Annotated in this window: 14 protein-coding genes and 2 pseudogenes; 9 read left to right on the plus strand and 7 right to left on the minus strand. The window is 41.1% G+C overall.

Features of this window, described 5'->3' with window-relative positions; all coding sequences use genetic code 11:
- Positions 1-111: 111 nt before the first annotated feature.
- From BACCOP_RS17405 to BACCOP_RS17420, 4 genes are read left to right on the plus strand one after another with little or no spacing between them, the layout of a single operon-like run.
- Positions 112-954: a prephenate dehydratase gene (locus tag BACCOP_RS17405; protein WP_007571439.1), complete on the plus strand. Its 843-nt coding sequence runs from the start codon at positions 112-114 to the stop codon at positions 952-954.
- A complete protein-coding gene (locus tag BACCOP_RS17410) occupies positions 929-2,113 on the plus strand; it encodes a pyridoxal phosphate-dependent aminotransferase (RefSeq protein ID WP_007571442.1) in 1,185 nt (394 codons plus the stop codon). Before BACCOP_RS17405 ends, BACCOP_RS17410 begins: the two co-directional genes overlap by 26 nt.
- A 29-nt stretch (positions 2,114-2,142) precedes the next feature.
- Positions 2,143-3,210 (plus strand): bifunctional 3-deoxy-7-phosphoheptulonate synthase/chorismate mutase type II, encoded by a 1,068-nt coding sequence (locus BACCOP_RS17415; RefSeq protein ID WP_007571444.1) that lies wholly within the window; start codon positions 2,143-2,145, stop codon positions 3,208-3,210.
- 27 nt (positions 3,211-3,237) lie between these two features.
- Positions 3,238-4,011, plus strand: a complete 774-nt coding sequence (locus tag BACCOP_RS17420; RefSeq protein WP_007571445.1) for a prephenate dehydrogenase — start codon at positions 3,238-3,240, stop codon at positions 4,009-4,011.
- Positions 4,012-4,416: 405 nt separating this feature from the next.
- Here BACCOP_RS17420 and BACCOP_RS17425 read toward each other — a convergent pair whose 3' ends face one another.
- A complete protein-coding gene (locus tag BACCOP_RS17425; protein ID WP_007571447.1) occupies positions 4,417-5,025 on the minus strand; it encodes a porin family protein in 609 nt (202 codons plus the stop codon).
- Between the two features lie 450 nt (positions 5,026-5,475).
- Between BACCOP_RS17425 and BACCOP_RS17430 the strand changes: the two genes are divergently transcribed.
- Positions 5,476-6,606: an ISAs1 family transposase gene (locus BACCOP_RS17430; protein WP_007565353.1), complete on the plus strand. Its 1,131-nt coding sequence runs from the start codon at positions 5,476-5,478 to the stop codon at positions 6,604-6,606.
- A gap of 202 nt (positions 6,607-6,808) precedes the next feature.
- On the opposite strand, the gene BACCOP_RS17435 is transcribed toward BACCOP_RS17430, so the two are convergent.
- Positions 6,809-8,311: a glycoside hydrolase family 10 protein gene (locus BACCOP_RS17435; RefSeq protein ID WP_007571448.1), complete on the minus strand. Its 1,503-nt coding sequence runs from the start codon at positions 8,309-8,311 to the stop codon at positions 6,809-6,811.
- A gap of 234 nt (positions 8,312-8,545) precedes the next feature.
- On the opposite strand from BACCOP_RS17435, the gene uvrA reads away from it, so the two are divergent.
- A complete protein-coding gene (gene uvrA / locus BACCOP_RS17440; RefSeq protein ID WP_007571449.1) occupies positions 8,546-11,320 on the plus strand; it encodes an excinuclease ABC subunit UvrA in 2,775 nt (924 codons plus the stop codon).
- 160 nt (positions 11,321-11,480) lie between these two features.
- Here uvrA and BACCOP_RS17445 read toward each other — a convergent pair whose 3' ends face one another.
- On the minus strand, positions 11,481-12,644 hold the full coding sequence (locus BACCOP_RS17445) for an IS4 family transposase (protein WP_007564783.1): 1,164 nt from the start codon (positions 12,642-12,644) through the stop codon (positions 11,481-11,483).
- A 190-nt stretch (positions 12,645-12,834) separates the two neighbouring features.
- Here BACCOP_RS17445 and BACCOP_RS17450 point away from each other — a divergent pair, with 190 nt between their 5' ends.
- Entirely contained in the window at positions 12,835-13,320 is a 486-nt protein-coding gene (locus tag BACCOP_RS17450; RefSeq protein WP_007571450.1) for a carboxypeptidase-like regulatory domain-containing protein, read from the plus strand.
- A gap of 5 nt (positions 13,321-13,325) precedes the next feature.
- Here the strand turns inward: BACCOP_RS17450 and BACCOP_RS21585 are convergent.
- The 4 genes and pseudogenes from BACCOP_RS21585 to traK form a co-directional block, all read right to left on the minus strand.
- Positions 13,326-13,451, minus strand: a pseudogene (locus BACCOP_RS21585) (DDE transposase); the annotation flags it as partial.
- Positions 13,423-14,586: a conjugative transposon protein TraM gene (traM, locus tag BACCOP_RS17455; RefSeq protein ID WP_040312220.1), complete on the minus strand. Its 1,164-nt coding sequence runs from the start codon at positions 14,584-14,586 to the stop codon at positions 13,423-13,425. The pseudogene BACCOP_RS21585 and the gene traM, both read right to left, overlap by 29 nt.
- Positions 14,564-14,983, minus strand: coding sequence for a hypothetical protein (locus tag BACCOP_RS17460; RefSeq protein WP_007571452.1), 420 nt, complete (start codon positions 14,981-14,983; stop codon positions 14,564-14,566). The genes traM and BACCOP_RS17460 overlap by 23 nt, the downstream gene beginning before the upstream one ends.
- Before the next feature lies 1 nt (position 14,984).
- Positions 14,985-15,368: pseudogene (gene traK, locus BACCOP_RS17465) on the minus strand (conjugative transposon protein TraK); the annotation flags it as partial.
- A gap of 280 nt (positions 15,369-15,648) precedes the next feature.
- Between traK and BACCOP_RS19325 the strand changes: the two are divergent.
- The gene (locus BACCOP_RS19325) at positions 15,649-17,478 is read left to right on the plus strand and encodes a DUF262 domain-containing protein (protein ID WP_007571455.1); all 1,830 of its coding nucleotides are present in this window, start codon (positions 15,649-15,651) and stop codon (positions 17,476-17,478) included.
- Complete coding sequence (locus tag BACCOP_RS17475) at positions 17,465-19,786, plus strand: GmrSD restriction endonuclease domain-containing protein (protein ID WP_007571457.1); 2,322 nt, start codon at positions 17,465-17,467, stop codon at positions 19,784-19,786. Before BACCOP_RS19325 ends, BACCOP_RS17475 begins: the two co-directional genes overlap by 14 nt.
- Position 19,787: the final 1 nt, after the last annotated feature.

Consider the following 19,787-nt stretch of genomic DNA (forward strand, 5'->3'; position numbering starts at 1 on the left):
AGTGAAGCGGGAGTTCGCATATGTACGATAAACCAATGAATAAGTAAAAACAATATAACGAAATCCCGCTTCTGGAAAGAAACGGGATTTTTTATTTTAAACCAAGAGCAAATGAAAAAGATAGCAATACAAGGTGTTCCGGGCTCATACCACGACATTGCCGCCCACAAATATTTCAAGGATGAAGAAATAGAGTTAATCTGTTGCAATACATTCGAAGAAGTATTCGAGAACATGCGCAAGGACAGCAATGTAATCGGAACAGTTGCCATAGAAAATACAATTGCCGGAAGCCTGCTTCATAACTACGAATTACTCCGCGAAAGTGGAGCTACTATCATCGGAGAACACAAGCTTCGTATCAGCCACAACATCATGTGTCTGCCCGATGAAAGCTGGGAGGACCTGACAGAAGTAAACTCTCATCCGGTAGCCCTGGCACAATGCCGCGAATTTCTCCAGCACCATCAGGAACTGAAAGTTGTAGAAACCGATGATACTGCCGGAAGTGCCAAAAACATCCACGAAAAACAACTGAAAGGACATGCAGCCATCTGCTCCAAATATGCAGCAAGCATGTATGGAATGAAAATACTTCAGGAAGGAATTGAAACCAACAAACACAATTTTACACGCTTTCTTATAGTATGCGACCCGTGGATTGCCGACGACCTGAAAGACCGTTCGAAGGTAAACAAGGCAAACATCGTTTTCTCACTTCCACACAATGAAGGAAGTCTTTCGAAAGTTCTTTCCATTTTTTCATTCTACAACATAAACCTGACTAAGATACAATCATTGCCCATCATCGGACGCGAATGGGAATATATGTTCTACGTAGACGTGATGTTCAATGATTACCTGAGATATAAACAATCTATCGATGCGGTAACCCCGCTCACTAAAGCACTTAAAATTTTAGGAGAATATGCAGAAGGAGAATCAACATTATAATATACAGCCCGCCGACAGACTGGCTAGTGTCAGCGAATATTATTTCAGCCGTAAACTGAAAGAAGTGGCAAAGATGAACGCCGAAGGTAAGGATGTCATCAGCCTGGGTATAGGAAGTCCGGACATGCCGCCATCGGAAGAAACCATCAATGTATTATGCGAAAATGCCCGCAAGGCAGATGCACACGGCTACCAGCCCACAGTAGGTATACCTGAACTGCGCAAGGCGATGGCCGACTGGTACAAACGCTGGTACAATGTCGATCTTGATCCTGCTACGGAAATACAGCCGCTCATCGGATCAAAGGAAGGTATCCTGCATGTCACACTGGCTCTCGTCAATCCGGGAGATCAGGTTCTGGTTCCTAATCCGGGATATCCTACCTACACTTCACTAAATAAAATATTAGGAAGTGAGATCGTCAATTATAACCTGAGGGAAGACAATCACTGGCAACCCGATTTTGATGAACTGGAGAAAATGGATTTGAGCCGTGTGAAAATTATGTGGACCAACTACCCCAACATGCCGACAGGAGCAAATGCCACCATGGAGTTGTACGAAAAGCTGGTCGACTTTGCCCGCCGCCACAACATCGTCATTGTAAACGACAACCCATACAGCTTCATTCTGAACCATAAGCCTATCAGTATCCTCAATGTTCCGGGAGCCAAAGAATGCTGTATCGAGTTCAACTCCATGAGTAAGAGCCACAACATGCCGGGCTGGCGTGTAGGTATGCTTGCCACCAACGCGACTTTTGTACAGTGGATTCTGAAAATAAAAAGTAATATCGATTCGGGAACTTTCCGTCCCATGCAGCTCGCTGCCGCACAGGCATACCGCAACAGTGCAGAATGGCACGAAGAAGCAAACATCAACGTATACAGCCGCCGTCGTAAACTGGCGGAGGAAATCATGACTACACTGGGATGTACATTCGATTCTGATCAGGTAGGTATGTTCCTTTGGGGAAAAATTCCTGAGAGCTATACTGATGTAGAAGACCTGACAGAGAAAGTATTACACGAAGCACGGGTATTTATTACTCCGGGATTTATCTTCGGAAGCAACGGAAAACGGTATATCCGCATTTCTCTCTGTGCCAAGGAAGGAAAACTGGCTGAAGCCCTTAAACGCATCAAAGCAATTTTCTAAAGAATAATAAATTAAAAAGACAAGATAATATGGAACTAAATTTGCAACCCATCGAACTGGAAGGTGTATCAAAAGAACACCCTCTTATCATAGCAGGTCCTTGTAGTGCCGAAACAGAAGAGCAAGTTATCTCAACTGCTACCCAACTGGCCAATAAAGGTATCAAGATTTTCCGTGCCGGAATATGGAAACCACGTACCAAACCCGGAGGTTTCGAAGGTATCGGTGTGGATGGTCTTGCATGGATGAAACGAGTTAAACAAGAAACAGGCATGTACGTAGCAACCGAGGTTGCAACGGCAAAGCACGTATACGAATGTCTGAAAGCAGGTATCGACATCTTGTGGATTGGAGCACGTACCACTGCCAATCCGTTTGCCGTACAGGAAATAGCTGACGCACTGAAAGGAGTAGATATTCCTGTTTACGTAAAGAACCCTGTCAATCCGGATCTGGAATTATGGATCGGAGCTTTGGAACGCATCAACAACGCAGGATTGAAGCGTCTGGGAGCTATCCACCGCGGATTCTCGTCATACGATAAAAAGATTTACCGTAACTTGCCACAGTGGCATATTCCAATCGAACTGCGCCGCCGTATTCCTAACCTGCCTATCTTGTGCGACCCAAGCCATATCGGTGGAAAGCGTGAACTCATTGCACCGCTCTGCCAGCAGGCAATGGACCTGGGACTGGATGGATTGATTGTTGAATCTCACTGCAATCCGGATTGTGCATGGAGTGATGCGGCACAGCAAATTACTCCAGATGTACTCGACTACATCCTGAATCTGCTGGTTATTCGTAAAGGGCATCAGTCAACAGAAAGCTTGCACGAACTTCGTCTGCAAATCGATGCGTGCGACAACGAACTGATGGAAATCTTAGCCAAACGTATGCGTGTATGCCGTGAAATAGGTACATTCAAGAAAGAGCATAACATGACTGTCCTTCAGACCGGACGTTACAACGAGATACTCGACAAGCGTGGTGCGCAAGGTACATTATGCGGAATGGATGCCGATTTTGTCAAACAAGTATTCGAAGCTATCCACGAAGAAAGCGTACGCCAGCAATTGGAAATCATTAATAAGTAAGTAAATAACAGACTTTTATAAGAATCTATGAGAATATTAATTTTGGGAGCCGGAAAAATGGGTTCCTTCTTTACCGATGTATTGAGTTTCGACCACGAAGTGGCAGTATTCGATGTGAACCCAAAGAAACTGCGCTTTATGTACAACTGCTGTCGGTTTACCAATACTCAAGAAATAGAAGAATTCAAACCCGAACTGGTTATTAATGCAGCAACGGTAAAATATACTCTTGATGCATTCAATCAGGTTTTGCCCATTCTCCCGAAAGATTGTATCATAAGCGATATAGCTTCTGTAAAAACCGGACTGAAAGAATTTTACGAAAATTGTGGATTCCGCTATGTATCTACTCACCCGATGTTTGGTCCTACGTTTGCCAACCTTGACAAGCTAAGTACGGAGAATGCCATCATCATCAAGGAAGGCGACCATCTGGGAAAAATTTTCTTCAAAGATCTGTATCAAAGACTGGGACTTAACATCTTCGAATATACATTCGAGGAACACGATGAAACAGTAGCTTACTCGCTGTCTATCCCCTTTGTTTCTACGTTTGCCTTCGCTGCGGTAATGAAACATCAGGATGCTCCGGGAACAACATTCAAACGGCATATGGCAATAGCCAAAGGAGTGATGGGCGAAGATGATTTTCTGTTGCAGGAAATCTTGTTCAACCCACGTACTCCGGCACATGTAGAAGGTATTCGTACAGAACTCAACGAGCTGTTGGATATCATCAACAAAAAAGATGCTGAAAGAATGCGTGCCTATCTTACAAAGATTCGCGAGCATATCAAATAATATAGATGATTTCCAAACGGAAACATGGGATGACTTTACTTACAGTTTATAAGTTGACATTCTAAAAGTCCCTCTGTTTTCAGCCTGATATTGCAACAAATTAAGGCTGAAAACAGAGGGACTTTTCTTTTAAGGTTTCGATTTATCAGATTTTCCAGGCCTAAACCTTACGTTTACAACGACCTGTTTTCTTCATAAAATCAATACCAGCTTTCACAAAAAACATCAGCATATTATCAGCAATTCTTCCTGATATTTTTTTTAAATTTGTACAAAAAAGCAGATAAACATCAGCTAGATTTAAAACAAAGAAATACGGAAACAGCTGCACAATCCATAAAAAAAGCGGTCAGACCATTTGTCACAGCCCGACCGCTCTATACTTAGAAAGAATTTAATACGCTATCAGAAGCGATAACCCACAGTTATCATAAAAGCCAGGTTTTTATTATTTTCCTGTGTCAGGCTTTTCTTAAACATGTTAGTAAAACCATACTGACCTGTCAGATTCAGCAAATATTTATATCCCAGTTCAAAACCTACTCCATACTGCAAACCTACAGCACAACGGTTCATCAATGCTTCGTCAGCTCCGTCTATCTTCTTAAACAGTTTAGTTCCAACTTCAGCACCTCCTGATTCCACAGTCGCTTTTCCGCCCAAACCAAATCCTACATAAGGACCGGCATTTACAACAAACGTATTACCTTCGCTGATGGGTAATTTTATAGCAGCCAATAAAGGAATATCCAGATAAACAGGATTAATTTTCGCATCAACACCTTTCTCAGATCCTTTACAACCTTTGCTTGTAAAATTCAAACCGGTCTGGAAGGCCCACATATCAGTAATGGCATAATCCATTCCTACTCCTACCGAATAGCCAATCTTCAAGTCTGCATCACTATTGGTGATGTTTGCCATAGACATACCTGCATGTACATCAAATTTCGCCTGAGAAAAACCGGCAAGTGTACACAATCCTAAAACAACAGTTAATAATAACTTCTTCATAACTGATATTGTTTTTATAAGGTTCTCGTCCCCAAAGAATCTTCGTTTTTGCTTCCGAAGTGTAGGGACTGCTCTTTACAGGCACACTTCTGTTTGTTTTGTATCTATTAGCAAAGATAATCAATTCTTTCAATATAACAAATTTAAAGGAGAAGAACACAATATTGAACCACGGCTCTTTCATTTAAAACAACCTCTATAATCCTTGTTATTCTCCGAAAAACCATTATTTTTGCGCACAGCGATGCAGGAAGCACCGCTTCCGGTGTTTCTTTTTATCGTTCATATAAAATTATTTTTGTAGGCGGAAATCAAATGCGACAGAGGTCGTTTTTTGATTTCCGCCTTAATTTTCGCTATGCGAAAATAAGATTTATTTTGCTGATATGCAACATTTTGCATATCTAATATATAAAAAAGAAACATGCATTCTGCCGTCGTGGCAGCATAATGAAACATCTGAAAGAATTTGTGAAATCAGTGCCGGATTACCGCAGGACAGACAAGGGAAACTACAAATACAAGCTGGAAGATATTCTTCTCCTTGTAATACTCGGACGGCTGGGCAAGTGTATGACAAGACCGGATATAATCAGATTCGGCGAGCGTAATCTGAAACGCTTCCGCTCTTTAGGAATTTTGTTGGACGGTGTGCCTTCTGAACCTACGCTCTGCCGTATATTCAAACATATTGATGATGAAGCCATGTCTGAGCGGATGTCTGAATTTACCTCCACCTTCCATGATGAGCTTGTCGGTTGTGCCGGAGACATCCTCTGTATTGACGGCAAGGCAATGAGAGGGACGGTACTTGAAAACGGACGCACCCCCGACATCGTATCCGCCTATTCCCTTGAAGGAGGTTTCACCCTTGCCACGGACATGTGTGAAGAAAAAAGCAACGAGATAACTTCCGTACCCAAACTGTTGGACAAGGTGGATGTGTCAGGATGCATAGTTACGGCAGACGCCATGTCCTTCCAGAAAGCCATCATAGATAAAATCCGGGAAAAAGGCGGTGATTTCCTTATCGAGCTGAAGGCAAACCAGAGAACTCTGCGATATGGGGTTGAGGACAATGTCGAACTTGCAGAGCCTGTGGATGTATATTCGGAAGGCCCTTTTCTTGAACATGGCAGAATAGAGACCAGAGTATGCCGTATCTTTCGTGGAAATGACCTGATTACGGACAGGAAAAAGTGGAATGGAAATCTGACGGTTGTCGAAATACGGACTGCAACGGAGAGAAAATCTGATGGTCAGAAATCTTCCGAGAGGAGGTTCTATGTCTCCAGTTTTCACGGAAGTGCCAGGCGGCTGAGTACAATAGCCAGAATGCATTGGGCAATAGAAAGCATGCACTGGGACCTTGACCGCAACCTGAGGCAGGACTTCATCAGGCGGAATAGTGCAAGGTCCGCCAGAAACCTTGACACGATACAGAGGATAGTACTGGCAATACTTTCTATATGGAAAGGTAAAAGGAAAAAGCTCTCCGACAAGGCTAAGGGAACGGCCGAACTTATTAGAGAACTTTCTTTGGACTTTACCGCAATGATACATATGCTGGATCAAAAATGAGATAATTTGTAATTTCAGAGGATTCGTAACGTTTTGGGTATCAATCATAACAAAATCCCTACTTCCCATAAGAAGTGGGTGGGGGAATTATGTGCCTTTATCTAAGCTTAAATGAAAGAGCCGTGATATTGAACACATCAGTCTGTTCATAAAAAAATCCGTCCGGATTCCTCCGAACGGATTTCTTAACTTAATAAATATTTTACAACTTAATTTTTTTCTTAACAGCCTTCGATTCATTATGCAGACGGTCGAGTGCAGTCACTACATAGCGGTACTTAGTCTTTCCGTTTTCATAAGGAAGTTTATAGAAAGTATTAGTAGTGATTTCAACAATATGAGAAGGATCATTCAGATTAACCTTTTCATCGTTATTGAAGCGATATACTACATAACGCACAGCCTTGTCCATTTCATCTTTCGCCTTAGGAGCTGTCCAGAACAAAATATATCCGTCGGCAGTCCACACCGGTTTCAGTTTTTTCACTTTACCCGGAGCCTCTTTATCGATAAAAGGAGAAGCCGGAATCAAAGCTGGATATTTGTGGTAGACATTTGCCAGAACCTCACGATAGTTGCCTTTATTTTCTACCACTGCAGCAGCATACCACTGACAGCTTCCCTGTACGGTTGGAAGCATACGCTGCAAGTTATATTTGGCAAGCATCTGGTGCTGTCCCGGATTTTTCAGATCTGGCTTTGTTACAGTACGAACTACGTCTTGTCCGATAAACAGTGGACGTGCGGCAGAATGACGCGCCCACCAGCGGATCAGTTTATCATAATCTGCTGCCGGATGACCGATTTCCCAATAGATCTGAGGGATATTATAATCTACCCAGCCATTGTTGACCCAAAGCAGTACATCGGCATACAAGTCATCGTAATTCTGAAGTCCGTTTGTATCGCTGCCATTCGGATCTGATTTTCTGTTACGATAGATACCGAAGGGAGAAACACCAAACTTAACCCATGGCTTACAACTGCGTACAGTTTCGTGAATTTCTTTTATCAAGACATTGACATTATCTCTACGCCAGTCGGCCTTGTTGGTAAATCCGCGACCATAAGCAGCAAAGCTGATGTTGTCTGGAAATTCTTCTTCCGGATTCGGATACGGATAAAAATAATCATCCATGTGAATAGCGTCAATATCGTAACGAGAAACGATATCTCTTACAATCTTGCAGATATAAGCTCTCGATTCAGGATATCCGGGATCGAAATACAGCTGTCCGCCGTAACGTACAAACAAATTAGGGTATTTATTATAAGGATGCATAGGCGACAATGCCGTAGTTCCCTTGGTCTGTGCACGATAAGGATTTATCCATGCATGAAGTTCCATGCCACGCTTATGACATTCTTCCACCATGAAACGAAGTGGATCCCAGCCTGGCTGAGGAGCTTTTCCCTGCAATCCGGTAAGGAAACGGCTCCAGGGTTCATAGGTCGACGCATAAAGAGCATCACATTCGGCACGAACCTGAAATATAATCGCATTGATACCCGCACCTTTCAGGTTATCCAACTGACGGATCAGAGTCGCTTTCATCTGTTCTGTGGGCATACCTTGAAACTGACCGTTCACACATTGTATCCACGCACCGCGGAATTCACGCTTTGGATGCATTGTCTGTGCCTTAACACTTCCGGCAACAAATAAAAGCATTGCCAGCCAAATCAATAAAACTTTTGATTTCATATTTTTTATACATTATAATCGAGAGGGCAAAGATAAGGAAAAAATAATCAATAACTTACTTTTTCCTCGAATCGATAAAAGAATAAAGCAATGAGGACCTGTTTTACACATGTGAAAGCAATAAGCAGAGTTTTTTCCAAAATTGAAGCTATTAACACTCCTTATTTATCTTTTGTTTCACGATATGCATAAAATTCACTATTTTTGTCTATCAAAAACCAAACGAATCCAAGCATGTCTGACAGTAAATATATATCTATAAAAGGCGCGAAGGTAAACAACCTGAAAAATATAGACGTTGATATTCCACGTAATAAACTAGTAGTCATTACGGGGTTGTCCGGTTCCGGAAAATCCTCACTGGCATTCGACACATTGTATGCCGAAGGACAGCGTCGCTATGTGGAAAGCCTTTCATCGTATGCACGCCAGTTCCTGGGACGAATGAGCAAACCTGAATGTGATTTCATCAAAGGTATTCCTCCTGCCATTGCTATCGAACAGAAAGTAATCAGCCGGAATCCGCGTTCTACCGTAGGTACATCGACTGAGATATACGAATATCTGCGTCTGCTGTTTGCACGTGTCGGCAAAACTTATTCGCCGATAAGCGGTCAGCTTGTAAAAAAAGACAGCCCCGAAGATATTGTAAACTGCATGCTCTCATATCCGAAAGGTACACGCTATACGGTACAGACTCCTATCATTCCCCGAGAAGGACGCAGTGAAGCCGAACAGATAGAAATGGATATGAAACAAGGATTCACCCGTCTGGAAGTAAACGGTGAAATGGTTCGTATGGAGGATTATCAATATAATCCTGCCGATACGATATACCTGCTGGTGGACCGTATGAGCTGCGATGATACAAAAGATGCAATCAGCCGCTTGACCGATTCAGCAGAAACAGCTATGTACGAGGGTGACGGAGCTTGTCTGCTGCGCTTTTACCTGCCCGACGGAAGTACCAAACTACATGCCTTCAGTACAAAATTCGAGGCAGACGGTATTAAGTTTGAAGAGCCCAGCGACCAGATGTTTTCGTTCAACTCTCCTATCGGCGCATGCCCTACGTGTGAAGGTTTCGGAAAGATTATCGGTATAGACGAGCATCTTGTCGTACCCAACCGTGCATTGAGTGTTTACGACGGTGCTGTGATGTGCTGGAGAGGAGAAAAAATGAGCGAATGGCTCACCGAATTCCTGCGCGAAGCTCCGGCGCACGATTTTCCTATATTCGAGCCTTACTATAACCTGACTCAGGCACAGAAGGATTATTTATGGCACGGACCGCGTGACAAAGTCTGCATCGATTCGTTCTTCAAGATGCTGGAAGAAAATCAGTATAAGATACAGTACCGCGTAATGTTAGCCCGTTACCGTGGTAAGACAACTTGTCCGGAGTGTCATGGCAGCCGTTTGAAGAAAGAAGCGCTTTATGTCAAAGTGGGAGGACGCACCATTGCAGAACTGGTAGAGATGCCGGTTTATCAGTTGAAAGAATTTTTCCGTACCTTGCAGCTCGACGAACATGACAAGATGATAGCCCAACGCTTGCTGAATGAAATCAATAACCGATTGACCTTCCTGCTCGACGTCGAACTTGGATATCTTACATTAAACCGACTCAGCAACTCACTTTCCGGGGGAGAAAGTCAGCGAATCAATCTGGCAACCTCACTGGGAAGCAGTCTGGTAGGTTCACTTTATGTTTTGGACGAACCTAGTATCGGACTTCACAGCCGAGATACAGACAAGCTTATCAAAGTACTCCGCCAGTTGCAACAGCTGGGCAATACGGTTGTAGTGGTAGAGCATGATGAAGAAATCATCCGTGCTGCCGACTATATTATAGATATCGGCCCTAAAGCCGGACGTCTGGGAGGAGAAATTGTTTATGAAGGAGATATGAAAGACCTGCATCCCGGAAGCAACAGCTATACTGTAAAATATCTGCTGGGAGAAGAAATCATCGAACGACCACAAACACATCGTTCGTGGAATAATTATATAGAAATAAAAGGAGCCAGAGAAAACAACCTGAAGGGAATCGATGTACGCTTTCCGCTTAACGTAATGACGGTAGTGACCGGAGTAAGTGGTTCAGGAAAAAGTACGTTAGTGCGCGACATCTTTTATAAGGCACTGAAGCGTGAGTATAGTGAAGGCAGCGACCGTCCGGGAGAATTTATTTCACTGGAAGGTGATATCCAGATGATGAAGGACATAGAGTTTGTCGACCAAAACCCGATAGGCAAATCTTCACGCAGTAATCCTGTCACCTACATCAAGGCATACGACGAAATAAGAAAACTGTTTGCCGACCAGCCTTTGGCCAAACAAATGGGGTACTCGGCAGGGTATTTCTCGTTCAATACCGAAGGAGGACGTTGTGAAGAATGTAAAGGAGAAGGTACTGTAACGGTAGAAATGCAATTCATGGCCGATCTGGTACTGGAATGTGAATCATGTCATGGAAAACGTTTTAAGAGTGATACCCTGGAAGTACGTTACGAAGGGAAAAACATCTATGACATACTGGAAATGACAGTCAACCAGGCTATCGAATTTTTCGATGAACACAAGCAGAAGAAAATAGTAAAAAAACTGCTGCCGCTACAAGAAGTTGGACTCGGATATATCAAGCTGGGACAATCATCCTCTACCCTTTCGGGAGGAGAAAACCAGCGTGTCAAACTGGCATACTTCCTGAGTATCGAAAAATCTCAGCCAACTATTTTTGTATTCGACGAACCGACAACAGGATTACATTTCCACGACATAAAGAAACTGCTAGAGGCATTCAACTCGTTAATAGCACGAGGACATACGGTTGTCATAATCGAACATAACATGGACGTTATCAAATGCGCCGATTATGTCATAGACCTCGGTCCGGAAGGTGGAGATATGGGCGGTAATCTCGTAGTATGCGGCACCCCCGAAGAAGTAGCTCATTGCGGAGCATCATATACAGGACAGTATCTGTTAGAAAAGATACAAATTTAGCCCATACACATACAAAAAAGAAAGTATATAGAGTAATTTTGATGTTTTTTTGTTAAGGTGCAGTAAACAATATTCCTCACTATATTGTTTAATTATTTATTTTAATCAAAAAAAGAGAGATTTTCATTAGTGTCCCGTTAAAATCGGGACGAATTAAATATTAATCAAACAACCCCGGGAAAAGGGGATTTAATTGCTCTTTGACATCATTGAAATTAGTCTTATTGAACAACTCTTGTAAAGGTGTTTTATCCGTTAATGAAATGCTCAAAATCTGTAGGACCTCATAGGTCGAACGGCTTAAGTGCAAATCATGTTGGATAATAGCTACCAAACAATAAGTGATAATAGCCACACTTATCTGAATACGGACTGCGTTTTCTGTGGTGCCCCAGAACCTTTTGATTTTAAGGTGCTGCTTCAACCATTTGAAGAACAGTTCTACAAGCCATCTCTTTTTATAGAGATTAGCTACATCAAGTGCAGATATATGTTTGGCATTTGTCAGGAAGGTAAATTCACGATCATCTTCTTCATCATAGAACCTGATAATCCTGAATGATTCCGGATACTTCTTTTCAGAGGTATATCCTGATAATTTCACTTCAGCATCAGATAGTATATTCTTTGGTAGTCTGCGTTTCCATTTGCAGAACTTAAATTTAAGATTCGACTTGGCTCTTACGACAAAGAAAGAGCCAGTAAGATGAATCCGATATAGTTCCTTAAACGAATCATACGCTCTATCAAAAATATAGTATGCATTTGGTTCATAATGAATTGCAGACATTGCTGTTGAGTCATGTTTTGAAGCTGTGGTTACTGTAAAAAAAGCCGGAACCTGAGCCTCAATGTCATAAAGGACATGTGCCTTGACTCCACCTTTTTTACTTCGAAATTTAGCCCAAGGAAATGTTGCCAAACATAACGGAATGGTGGTTGAATCAAAAGCGTACTTCTTTCCTTCGATATCCAGAATATGAGTAGCTCGTTTATCACTGGCTTCTTTCATCATGAAGAATGCAAAATCTTCAAAGATTCTGTAATCCCTATTTTGGTTAGCTGATGCAAGTGTGGTTTTGGCCAAGGGTTCACGACCCAATCCCAAATGATAACACTTGGCTTGATGTGCTTCCAATGCAACAATCAGGTCGCGTAGGCTCTCACGATTGCTTAGCTGTCCGAACATCATAGCAAGAAGCTGGTTCCAGCAAGTGAAATGTTTGACGTAACGATTTCCATCGTATTTGTCCACGATTCTTCTGAATTTATTGTTGTTCAAAAACTCTACCAATTGAGCGAAAACATATTTGTCTTGATTCATTTGAAGCCATTTGATTTGGTTTCAAAGGTACAATTTCAAATCGTCGCGCTTTACAAATAGAGTATAATAAGCTATATTTCAGTTATTTCAAAGAACTATTTATCCACTTTTACGGGACAGTAATGAGAGATTTTATGAAAAAAAGTTGTTTTTACTCTGTACTTGCTTCTTCGCCTACATCAGCATAGCGATGGCACAGGTATCGAAGGTGACAGGTGTTGTCATCTCAGAAGAAGACAATCTTCCTATCGTAGGAGCTTCTGTCCTAATAAAAGGGACTAATACAGGAACCGTGACTGATATCGATGGGAAATTTACACTTGGCAACATTCCAGCAAATGCAAAGAAAGTGATAATTTCTTTCATCGGTATGCAAAGTCGCGAATTAGACATTAAACCGGAATTAAATGTAATCCTGAAATCGGATACAGAAGTTCTGGATGAAGTGGTGGTTACCGGTTATGGAGTAACAAAGAAAAGTACATTTACGGGAGCAGCCAATGTAGCAGATTCTACTACACTTGAATCACGCACCGATGCAAACTTCATGAAAGCGCTCGAAGGAAGTATGCCGGGTGTGCAAATGAATAATTCAACAAGTACGCCGGGTGCTCAAGCTAACGTGTATATCCGAGGAGAAAGTTCGGCACAGTTGCATAAGTCCGTGGCAATATAATCATGTTATCCAAAGATTATGGACGCTCTGAACATAAAGAAAGGTAAATCCTGCACACCGCATAGTTGTGCTCTAAAGCCTTTCAACTTAGAGTTAAGAGATTCAGCATGAGCATTGGTTGATCTGTTTGAGCTTGACTTTATTTTTTTTGATTGCCTTGCTGACGGCATTACTGCTTTTCTGGACAGCATTGGAAATAGCTTGCGCTCCCCATGATGCCAGACTGTTTCCAGATGTGGTTGTATTGGTGAGTGTTGATGTATTGCTTAGCGCACCGCTACCCACATCTTTTGTAGTTTCACGGAACTGGCTGCTTGGAACATACAGTCCTTCTAATCCGTCTGTATCATAGAAGGCAAGGTTTACTTTGATAATCTCACCATCTACCATGATGCTTGTAACATTGCCTTTAACACGCTGTGAGCCAAAACCGCTCATAGTTGCATAAAGGTATGATCCTTTGGGAACAACAACTTCATTGATTTCCACATCATCTATTAATCGGAGACGGACTCTTGAGCCGTCAACTGCCTTGATGTTTTCATCTATGATGGCTTTAATTAACTTCTGCTCTTTTTCATTCTCACAGATAGTATTGAAATAGTCGGACGTTACTTTGACTTTCTTGACCACTTCCAGGGGTTCATCGTTATTTTCTTTTTCATCAGACACTTCCAGATTCTTTTCATTCATCTTTGTAAGTGTATCCGTATCAGTCGGCAAATTTGTAGCTTGCAGACCTTGCAATCTGGCTTGGGCAATAGCTCGGTTCAGCTCCTCCATGGCTTCTTGCTCACGTTGTTTACTGATGGTCAAGCGGTCTTCTTCAGAAGTACCGTCGCCTTGTGCGACTTCCTGACCTTTCTGTGCGCTCTCCTGTAGTTGTCTTTGCATCTCAGCGAGTTTCTCGGCTTCCTGTTTCTGAGATTCCAATTGTTTAAGCTCTTCTTCTGAATATTTTGAATCATACTCTTCTTTGTTGTCTCCTTCATTACGGTCAATGTTTCCTAAAGCAGTATAGTCATCTATTTTCCCATATGATTTAAGCATATTGTCATACTTTTTGCCAATACCATCGCCTTTCATGTTGGCATCAGGCAATTCCGGATTCAGATAATCAGTCGTAGTGAGTCCGTTAGGAGTCTCTGCCTTCTCCGTATGAAACAGATCTATGACAAAGTAACCGACAAACAACAGGGGAAAGTAGATGATTATTGGAATCATGTACTTTGGCTGCTTCCAGTTAATTTTCTTCAGTGCGTCCATCATTCTTTATGTTTACGTTGTTATTATTAGATTCGTCATTGACGGTAGAAAGTCCTTCGTGAAGACGGTTGGATTTTTGATTACCCTTGTTGTAATATTTGCGCAATATCAGCTCCTGCCTTTCTGTGGCACTTTGGACGGATTGTTGCCTGTTAAACACAAATGCCATTCTGTAGATATTCAGACATAGACAGATTATGATAAGTCCGAAAACAATGACAAGAAACAGCTTCCTGTGGTTGTTGGCAAAGTTCTGAACCGTTCCGGCAAGCACATCAAGTTTCATCATACGTGCGAACTTGCGACCAGCATTGACTTCATTTTCGTATCTTTGCTTATATTTCGGATCATCTTTATCTGGCATCTTCTCTCCAACAAATAACTTTTTCCATCCCATATTAGTAGTTCATTTTGTTCTTTTGTTCAATATCCTTATTCATAAGTGTCCTCCAGTTTGTTATAAGCAATCCGTGAGGGTTATTGTCAGTTCTTGGTACACGTTTCAGCTGACCTGCAGTGACCAGTTCTCTGGTAAGAATGCTTGTCCGTCGTTCAATACGCTGTTTGCCATAATACATGAACTCCATCTTTTCCTTATCGAATTTTATACTGTCGCAGAATATGCTGAACACAGCACTCGTACCCATAATATTCGAGTAGAATCCTTTTTCCTTCAATGTATTATACTGGGCAAGACCCGTTTCGTCCACTAAATACATGGCTTTGTCCATTGTGTACTTGATATATTTGTCGTCTGGAGCCAGGGTGAAAAACAGATGGTGGACTTTCTTTATATCTTAGCGCAAATGACTGTATTACAATGATTTTGTATAAGTACAAGAAATGAGAGTAACAAACAAGACACATTTTAGGTGATTTATGAGAACTCAAAGGAACTTTACTTTTGGTGTTTGCAATGTTATTCTTGAGAAATTTAGGGGGATATAAGCATTCATTGCCCCTGTTATATGGGGAAATTTTATAAAAAAACGACAAACTGCCGTGTTTTGTCAGTTCTAATTAGTAACTTTGCATAGACCACTAAAAAACATATTGTGCGGTATGGAAAACGATATTCGTGAGTTCTTGTTAGAACCCAAGCCAATTAAGGTTGGTAAATTATGTTTGAAGAATTTCAACCTGAAAATTCCATCGTATCAGAGAGGATATCGATGGACTAAAAAGGAGGTACTACGACTTATTGAGGATGTATTCCTTTATGATGAGAAGAAGGATGGTTCTTTCTATTGTCTTCAACCTCTTGTAGTAAGACATATTGAGAGCAATGGAAAGCATGAATGGAGAGTAATTGACGGACAACAACGGCTCACGACCATCTATCTTATTCTGAAAGCAATCGGTTACGATAGTAAATGTTATTCGCTTGAATACGAGCGAGATAATATACTTAGGAGAATGTGTGATGAGGACTTCGACCCTGAATCTTCATGTGAAATATGGCACCTTTCAATGGCAAAACAGGTTATCGTAGAATGGATAAATCAGAATCTTGATTATAAGGAAATACTTAGGACGAATATACTTGAATATTGCAGATTTATCTTGTATGTGATGAAGGAGGACGAGCGATTGTCAGAAAAGGAGAAAAGCCAAATGGAACATGACCTGTTCAATAATCTTAATTCGGGCAAAATATCCCTTACCGAGAGTGAACTCATCAAGGCTTTGTTTCTCCACAATGTTGGCGAGACTAAAGCAGTAAAAGAAATCAAACAAATCTCAATGTCCGAAGAATTGGACATTATGGAACGCACTTTACGAGAAGATGAAATGTGGTATTTCCTTGCCGGGGATCAAGACAGGCCTTCGAGTTGTATTGACTATCTCTATAAAGTTTGGTATCTGTCAAAGCATGAAGAGATTCCCAAAGATGTAGATTATCCTCTATTTTCTTCTTTGGAAGATTCTATCACAGCCGATACAGAGATGATCAGGAAATGGGAAGAACTCAAAAAATGCTACCATATGATTACAGGATGGTATCGTGATCCGTTGTTATATAATCTCATTGGCTATCTTGAAGGAAGAAAATATCCTAAATATATGCCGCAGGATTATCCTCCGTTCCACGAACATCTGCTTGCGAAATTCTACAAATATGCAACAGGAAACAATGAACAACAGAAGCTGCCTACTCGAAAGGAGTTTATCGGCTATGTTAAACTACAATGCTCGCAATCAATACCGAAAAACTATTTGGAGGCTCGTTTTGATAAAGACAAAAATGAAGTGTTTAATATATTATTGCTCTTGAATATAGCAATGCTTGTCAATAACAAGAGCCCTTTGCTGATACAGGATTGCGGTAAGTCAACAGGAAAGGGAACTGAAACAAAAGTAAGCCGATTCCCATTCCATGTATTTCATACTGTAAATTGGAATGTAGAACACATCTCACCGCAAAACCCCAAAGACAAGTCTAAACTCCTAGAACGTCTTCGAGATTTGAAAATTGAATACCAAGAAAAAAGTCTACCCGATGAGATTGAAAAGCTCTGCAAAATGTTAAATGATTCGAAAAATAATCTTTCAGCCCTTGACAATGATGCAGAATATATCAGTTTGGTCAATAAGTTTGTAGCAGAGGGGGAAGATGTAATGCGTCTCAAAAATCTCACACTCTTGACGGAACATGATAATAAAGGTATAGGTAACAAATTCTATTTTGACAAGCGAAATTGGCTTAACGCATACCAAGCTAATGGAAGTTTCATACCAGCTGCAACAATAAATGTATTTAGTAAATGGCACACCCACTCACCAAATGGATTTGTGTTTTGGGATGAGAATGACCAAGAAGCCTACGAGAAAGCAATAGAAAGAACAATCAACGATTTTGAAAAATTTTGTAAGGACAATGGGACAGAATGATTCAAGAAAAACTCTTCAAGCATTGTTTGAAGAAGAAAAATATGACTATATTTACATTCCACGCATCCAACGTGATTATGCACAAGGAAGAATTGACAAAGAAGCTACTGTAATTCGTGACAATATTCTCGACGATGTGGCCTCTGGCAAGCCATTGTCATGGGGGATTGTTTTCGGTGTCTCTGAGGTGAGAAACATGATAGATGGAACAACCAAGAAATGTTTTATACCTATCGATGGACAGCAACGCCTTACTACGCTGTATCTTCTTTCTCTTTATGGTGAGAAGGTACACGGAATACCGTTCGGCTATTTACAGGGATTCAATTACGAAACACGCAGTGCATCGCGTGACTTCCTGACTGCTATAGCCGAGTATTGGAAAGGTGAGAAAAATGAGACAGTTGACTTAAAGAAGCATATACTCAATCAAGGTTGGTTTTTGAACTATTGGATTCTTGACCCGACAGTCGGTGCAACTCTTAATATGTTAAATGCCATTGACTCCCGTTTCAGAAAAGCCCCAGGCGTATTTCATAATCTTGATAGAATCAGCTTTGAATTCTTGGACCTTAAAAGTCTGGAACTCAATGAAACTCTGTATCTCAAGATGAATTCGCGTGGAAAGAAGTTGTCCCAATTTGACAAGATTAAGTCTGAAATTGATAAAATCCTGCCGGACGATATACAGGATTATGATTCCGAATTTTCGCTTTACGAAAAGGAAGATTCTTATCTGAAAGAACGTCAAGAACGTCATGAATGCCCCACATTTGCGGATAAATGGAGATATTGCTTGGACCGAGAATGGAGCAATCTTTTCTGGGATAGAAAAGCCCATAATTTCGACATTCCATTATTGGCATTTCTTTCTAATTGGCTTATCGCTCGTGCCGGAAAAGAATACCCATATTCAGACAATCTTCTAGGGTTGAACTACGATGATGGGAACTTCTTCTTGCCTTGGAAATATTTTGGGTACCTCTTAGACGCAAACAATGCAAAACGATACCTTGGGGAAATATCATCTTTGTTAAACAGACTTTATCATAATCGAAATAACGGGATAGTAAAAGAATTGATCTCTATTCCAAAATCATATCCTGAACGAGCATTTAAGTTTGGTTTGCTTTCTTACAGTGGTAACGATTATTCTTCCAATGAGTTTGCAGAATGGAAGCGATTCATACGCAACTATTCAGCGAATACGGTAAGTGACAAGGATACGTTCTATGCTTATGTTAATAGAATAAGGGAAGACTTTTCTGAACATTCTACTGAGATTCTTCCTTATTTGGCTTCTCTTAATAAGGAAAAGGTCAATGAGCAAAATATGCAGCTTGCCGAAGAATACTTTAAGGCAACGGTCTTGCTAAATAACGAAGAGTTATCTGGAATTATCCGCCAGGCAGAAGAGCATCCCATACTCAACGGACGTTTGCGACCGCTTCTGATTGATGGTGATAAGTTTAATGAGACTACATTACGCAAAATATGGGACAATTTCCGACATTGGTTTGGCGAAGACGGTAAAGCCTTAGAGTTCAAAGATGGAGATGAAGAATCGCTTAGAAAGCGTTCGGCTTTTGCACGTGCGTTTACAAAGTGTATCGTAAGGCAAAATCAACTGTTCAATGACTGGCGTGTGCTTGATTTTACTGCTGGTACGCTCAAAGATAGGCTCCAACGAGAGAGATTTAATCTTATTTTTCGTACCTGTCTTTTATCAGAATCAGACAATCTTGATGACATTGAGGATTTGCCTTGTGAAAATTCCAATGAAATAGAGTTTATACAGGCCAAAGAAACGCTGCTTCAAGCTGGGATAATTGAAGGAATACTAAAATATGATGTTGGAAATCGTCTAAGGTTCAGATGGTATCACAACTCTTTATGTTTCTACCCTGAAAAAGGAAGAATTTCAGAAGATAGGATTGGAATTGACCGTGTGAATGATAATCCAGGTTGGGATCGTAACCGTAATCAGACACTGAAGTACTTGCAATCCCAATCATATATTATAGATGCGACACCTGTATCAGATGATGAATCTGTTGCTTTGTGGTGGGGAAACGACATCTGCTTCCATCGCTCTGACCATCCTGAGATAACGCTTTGCTGGACTTCTGACTATAACCTTGGAATCATTAACAAAGAATACCAATGGATAAAACGTCGAGTTTTAGTTGAAGGTAAAAATCTTAATTTTATGTTTGGTACCGTCGGAAAGAATGAATCAATAATTGAACGTGAAATCGGCACGTTAATTAAAGAGTATTTACAGGAACAAGAAAATATAAATGAGTAAA

It is taken from the genome of Phocaeicola coprocola DSM 17136 (assembly GCF_000154845.1).
Taxonomy (GTDB): domain Bacteria; phylum Bacteroidota; class Bacteroidia; order Bacteroidales; family Bacteroidaceae; genus Phocaeicola; species Phocaeicola coprocola.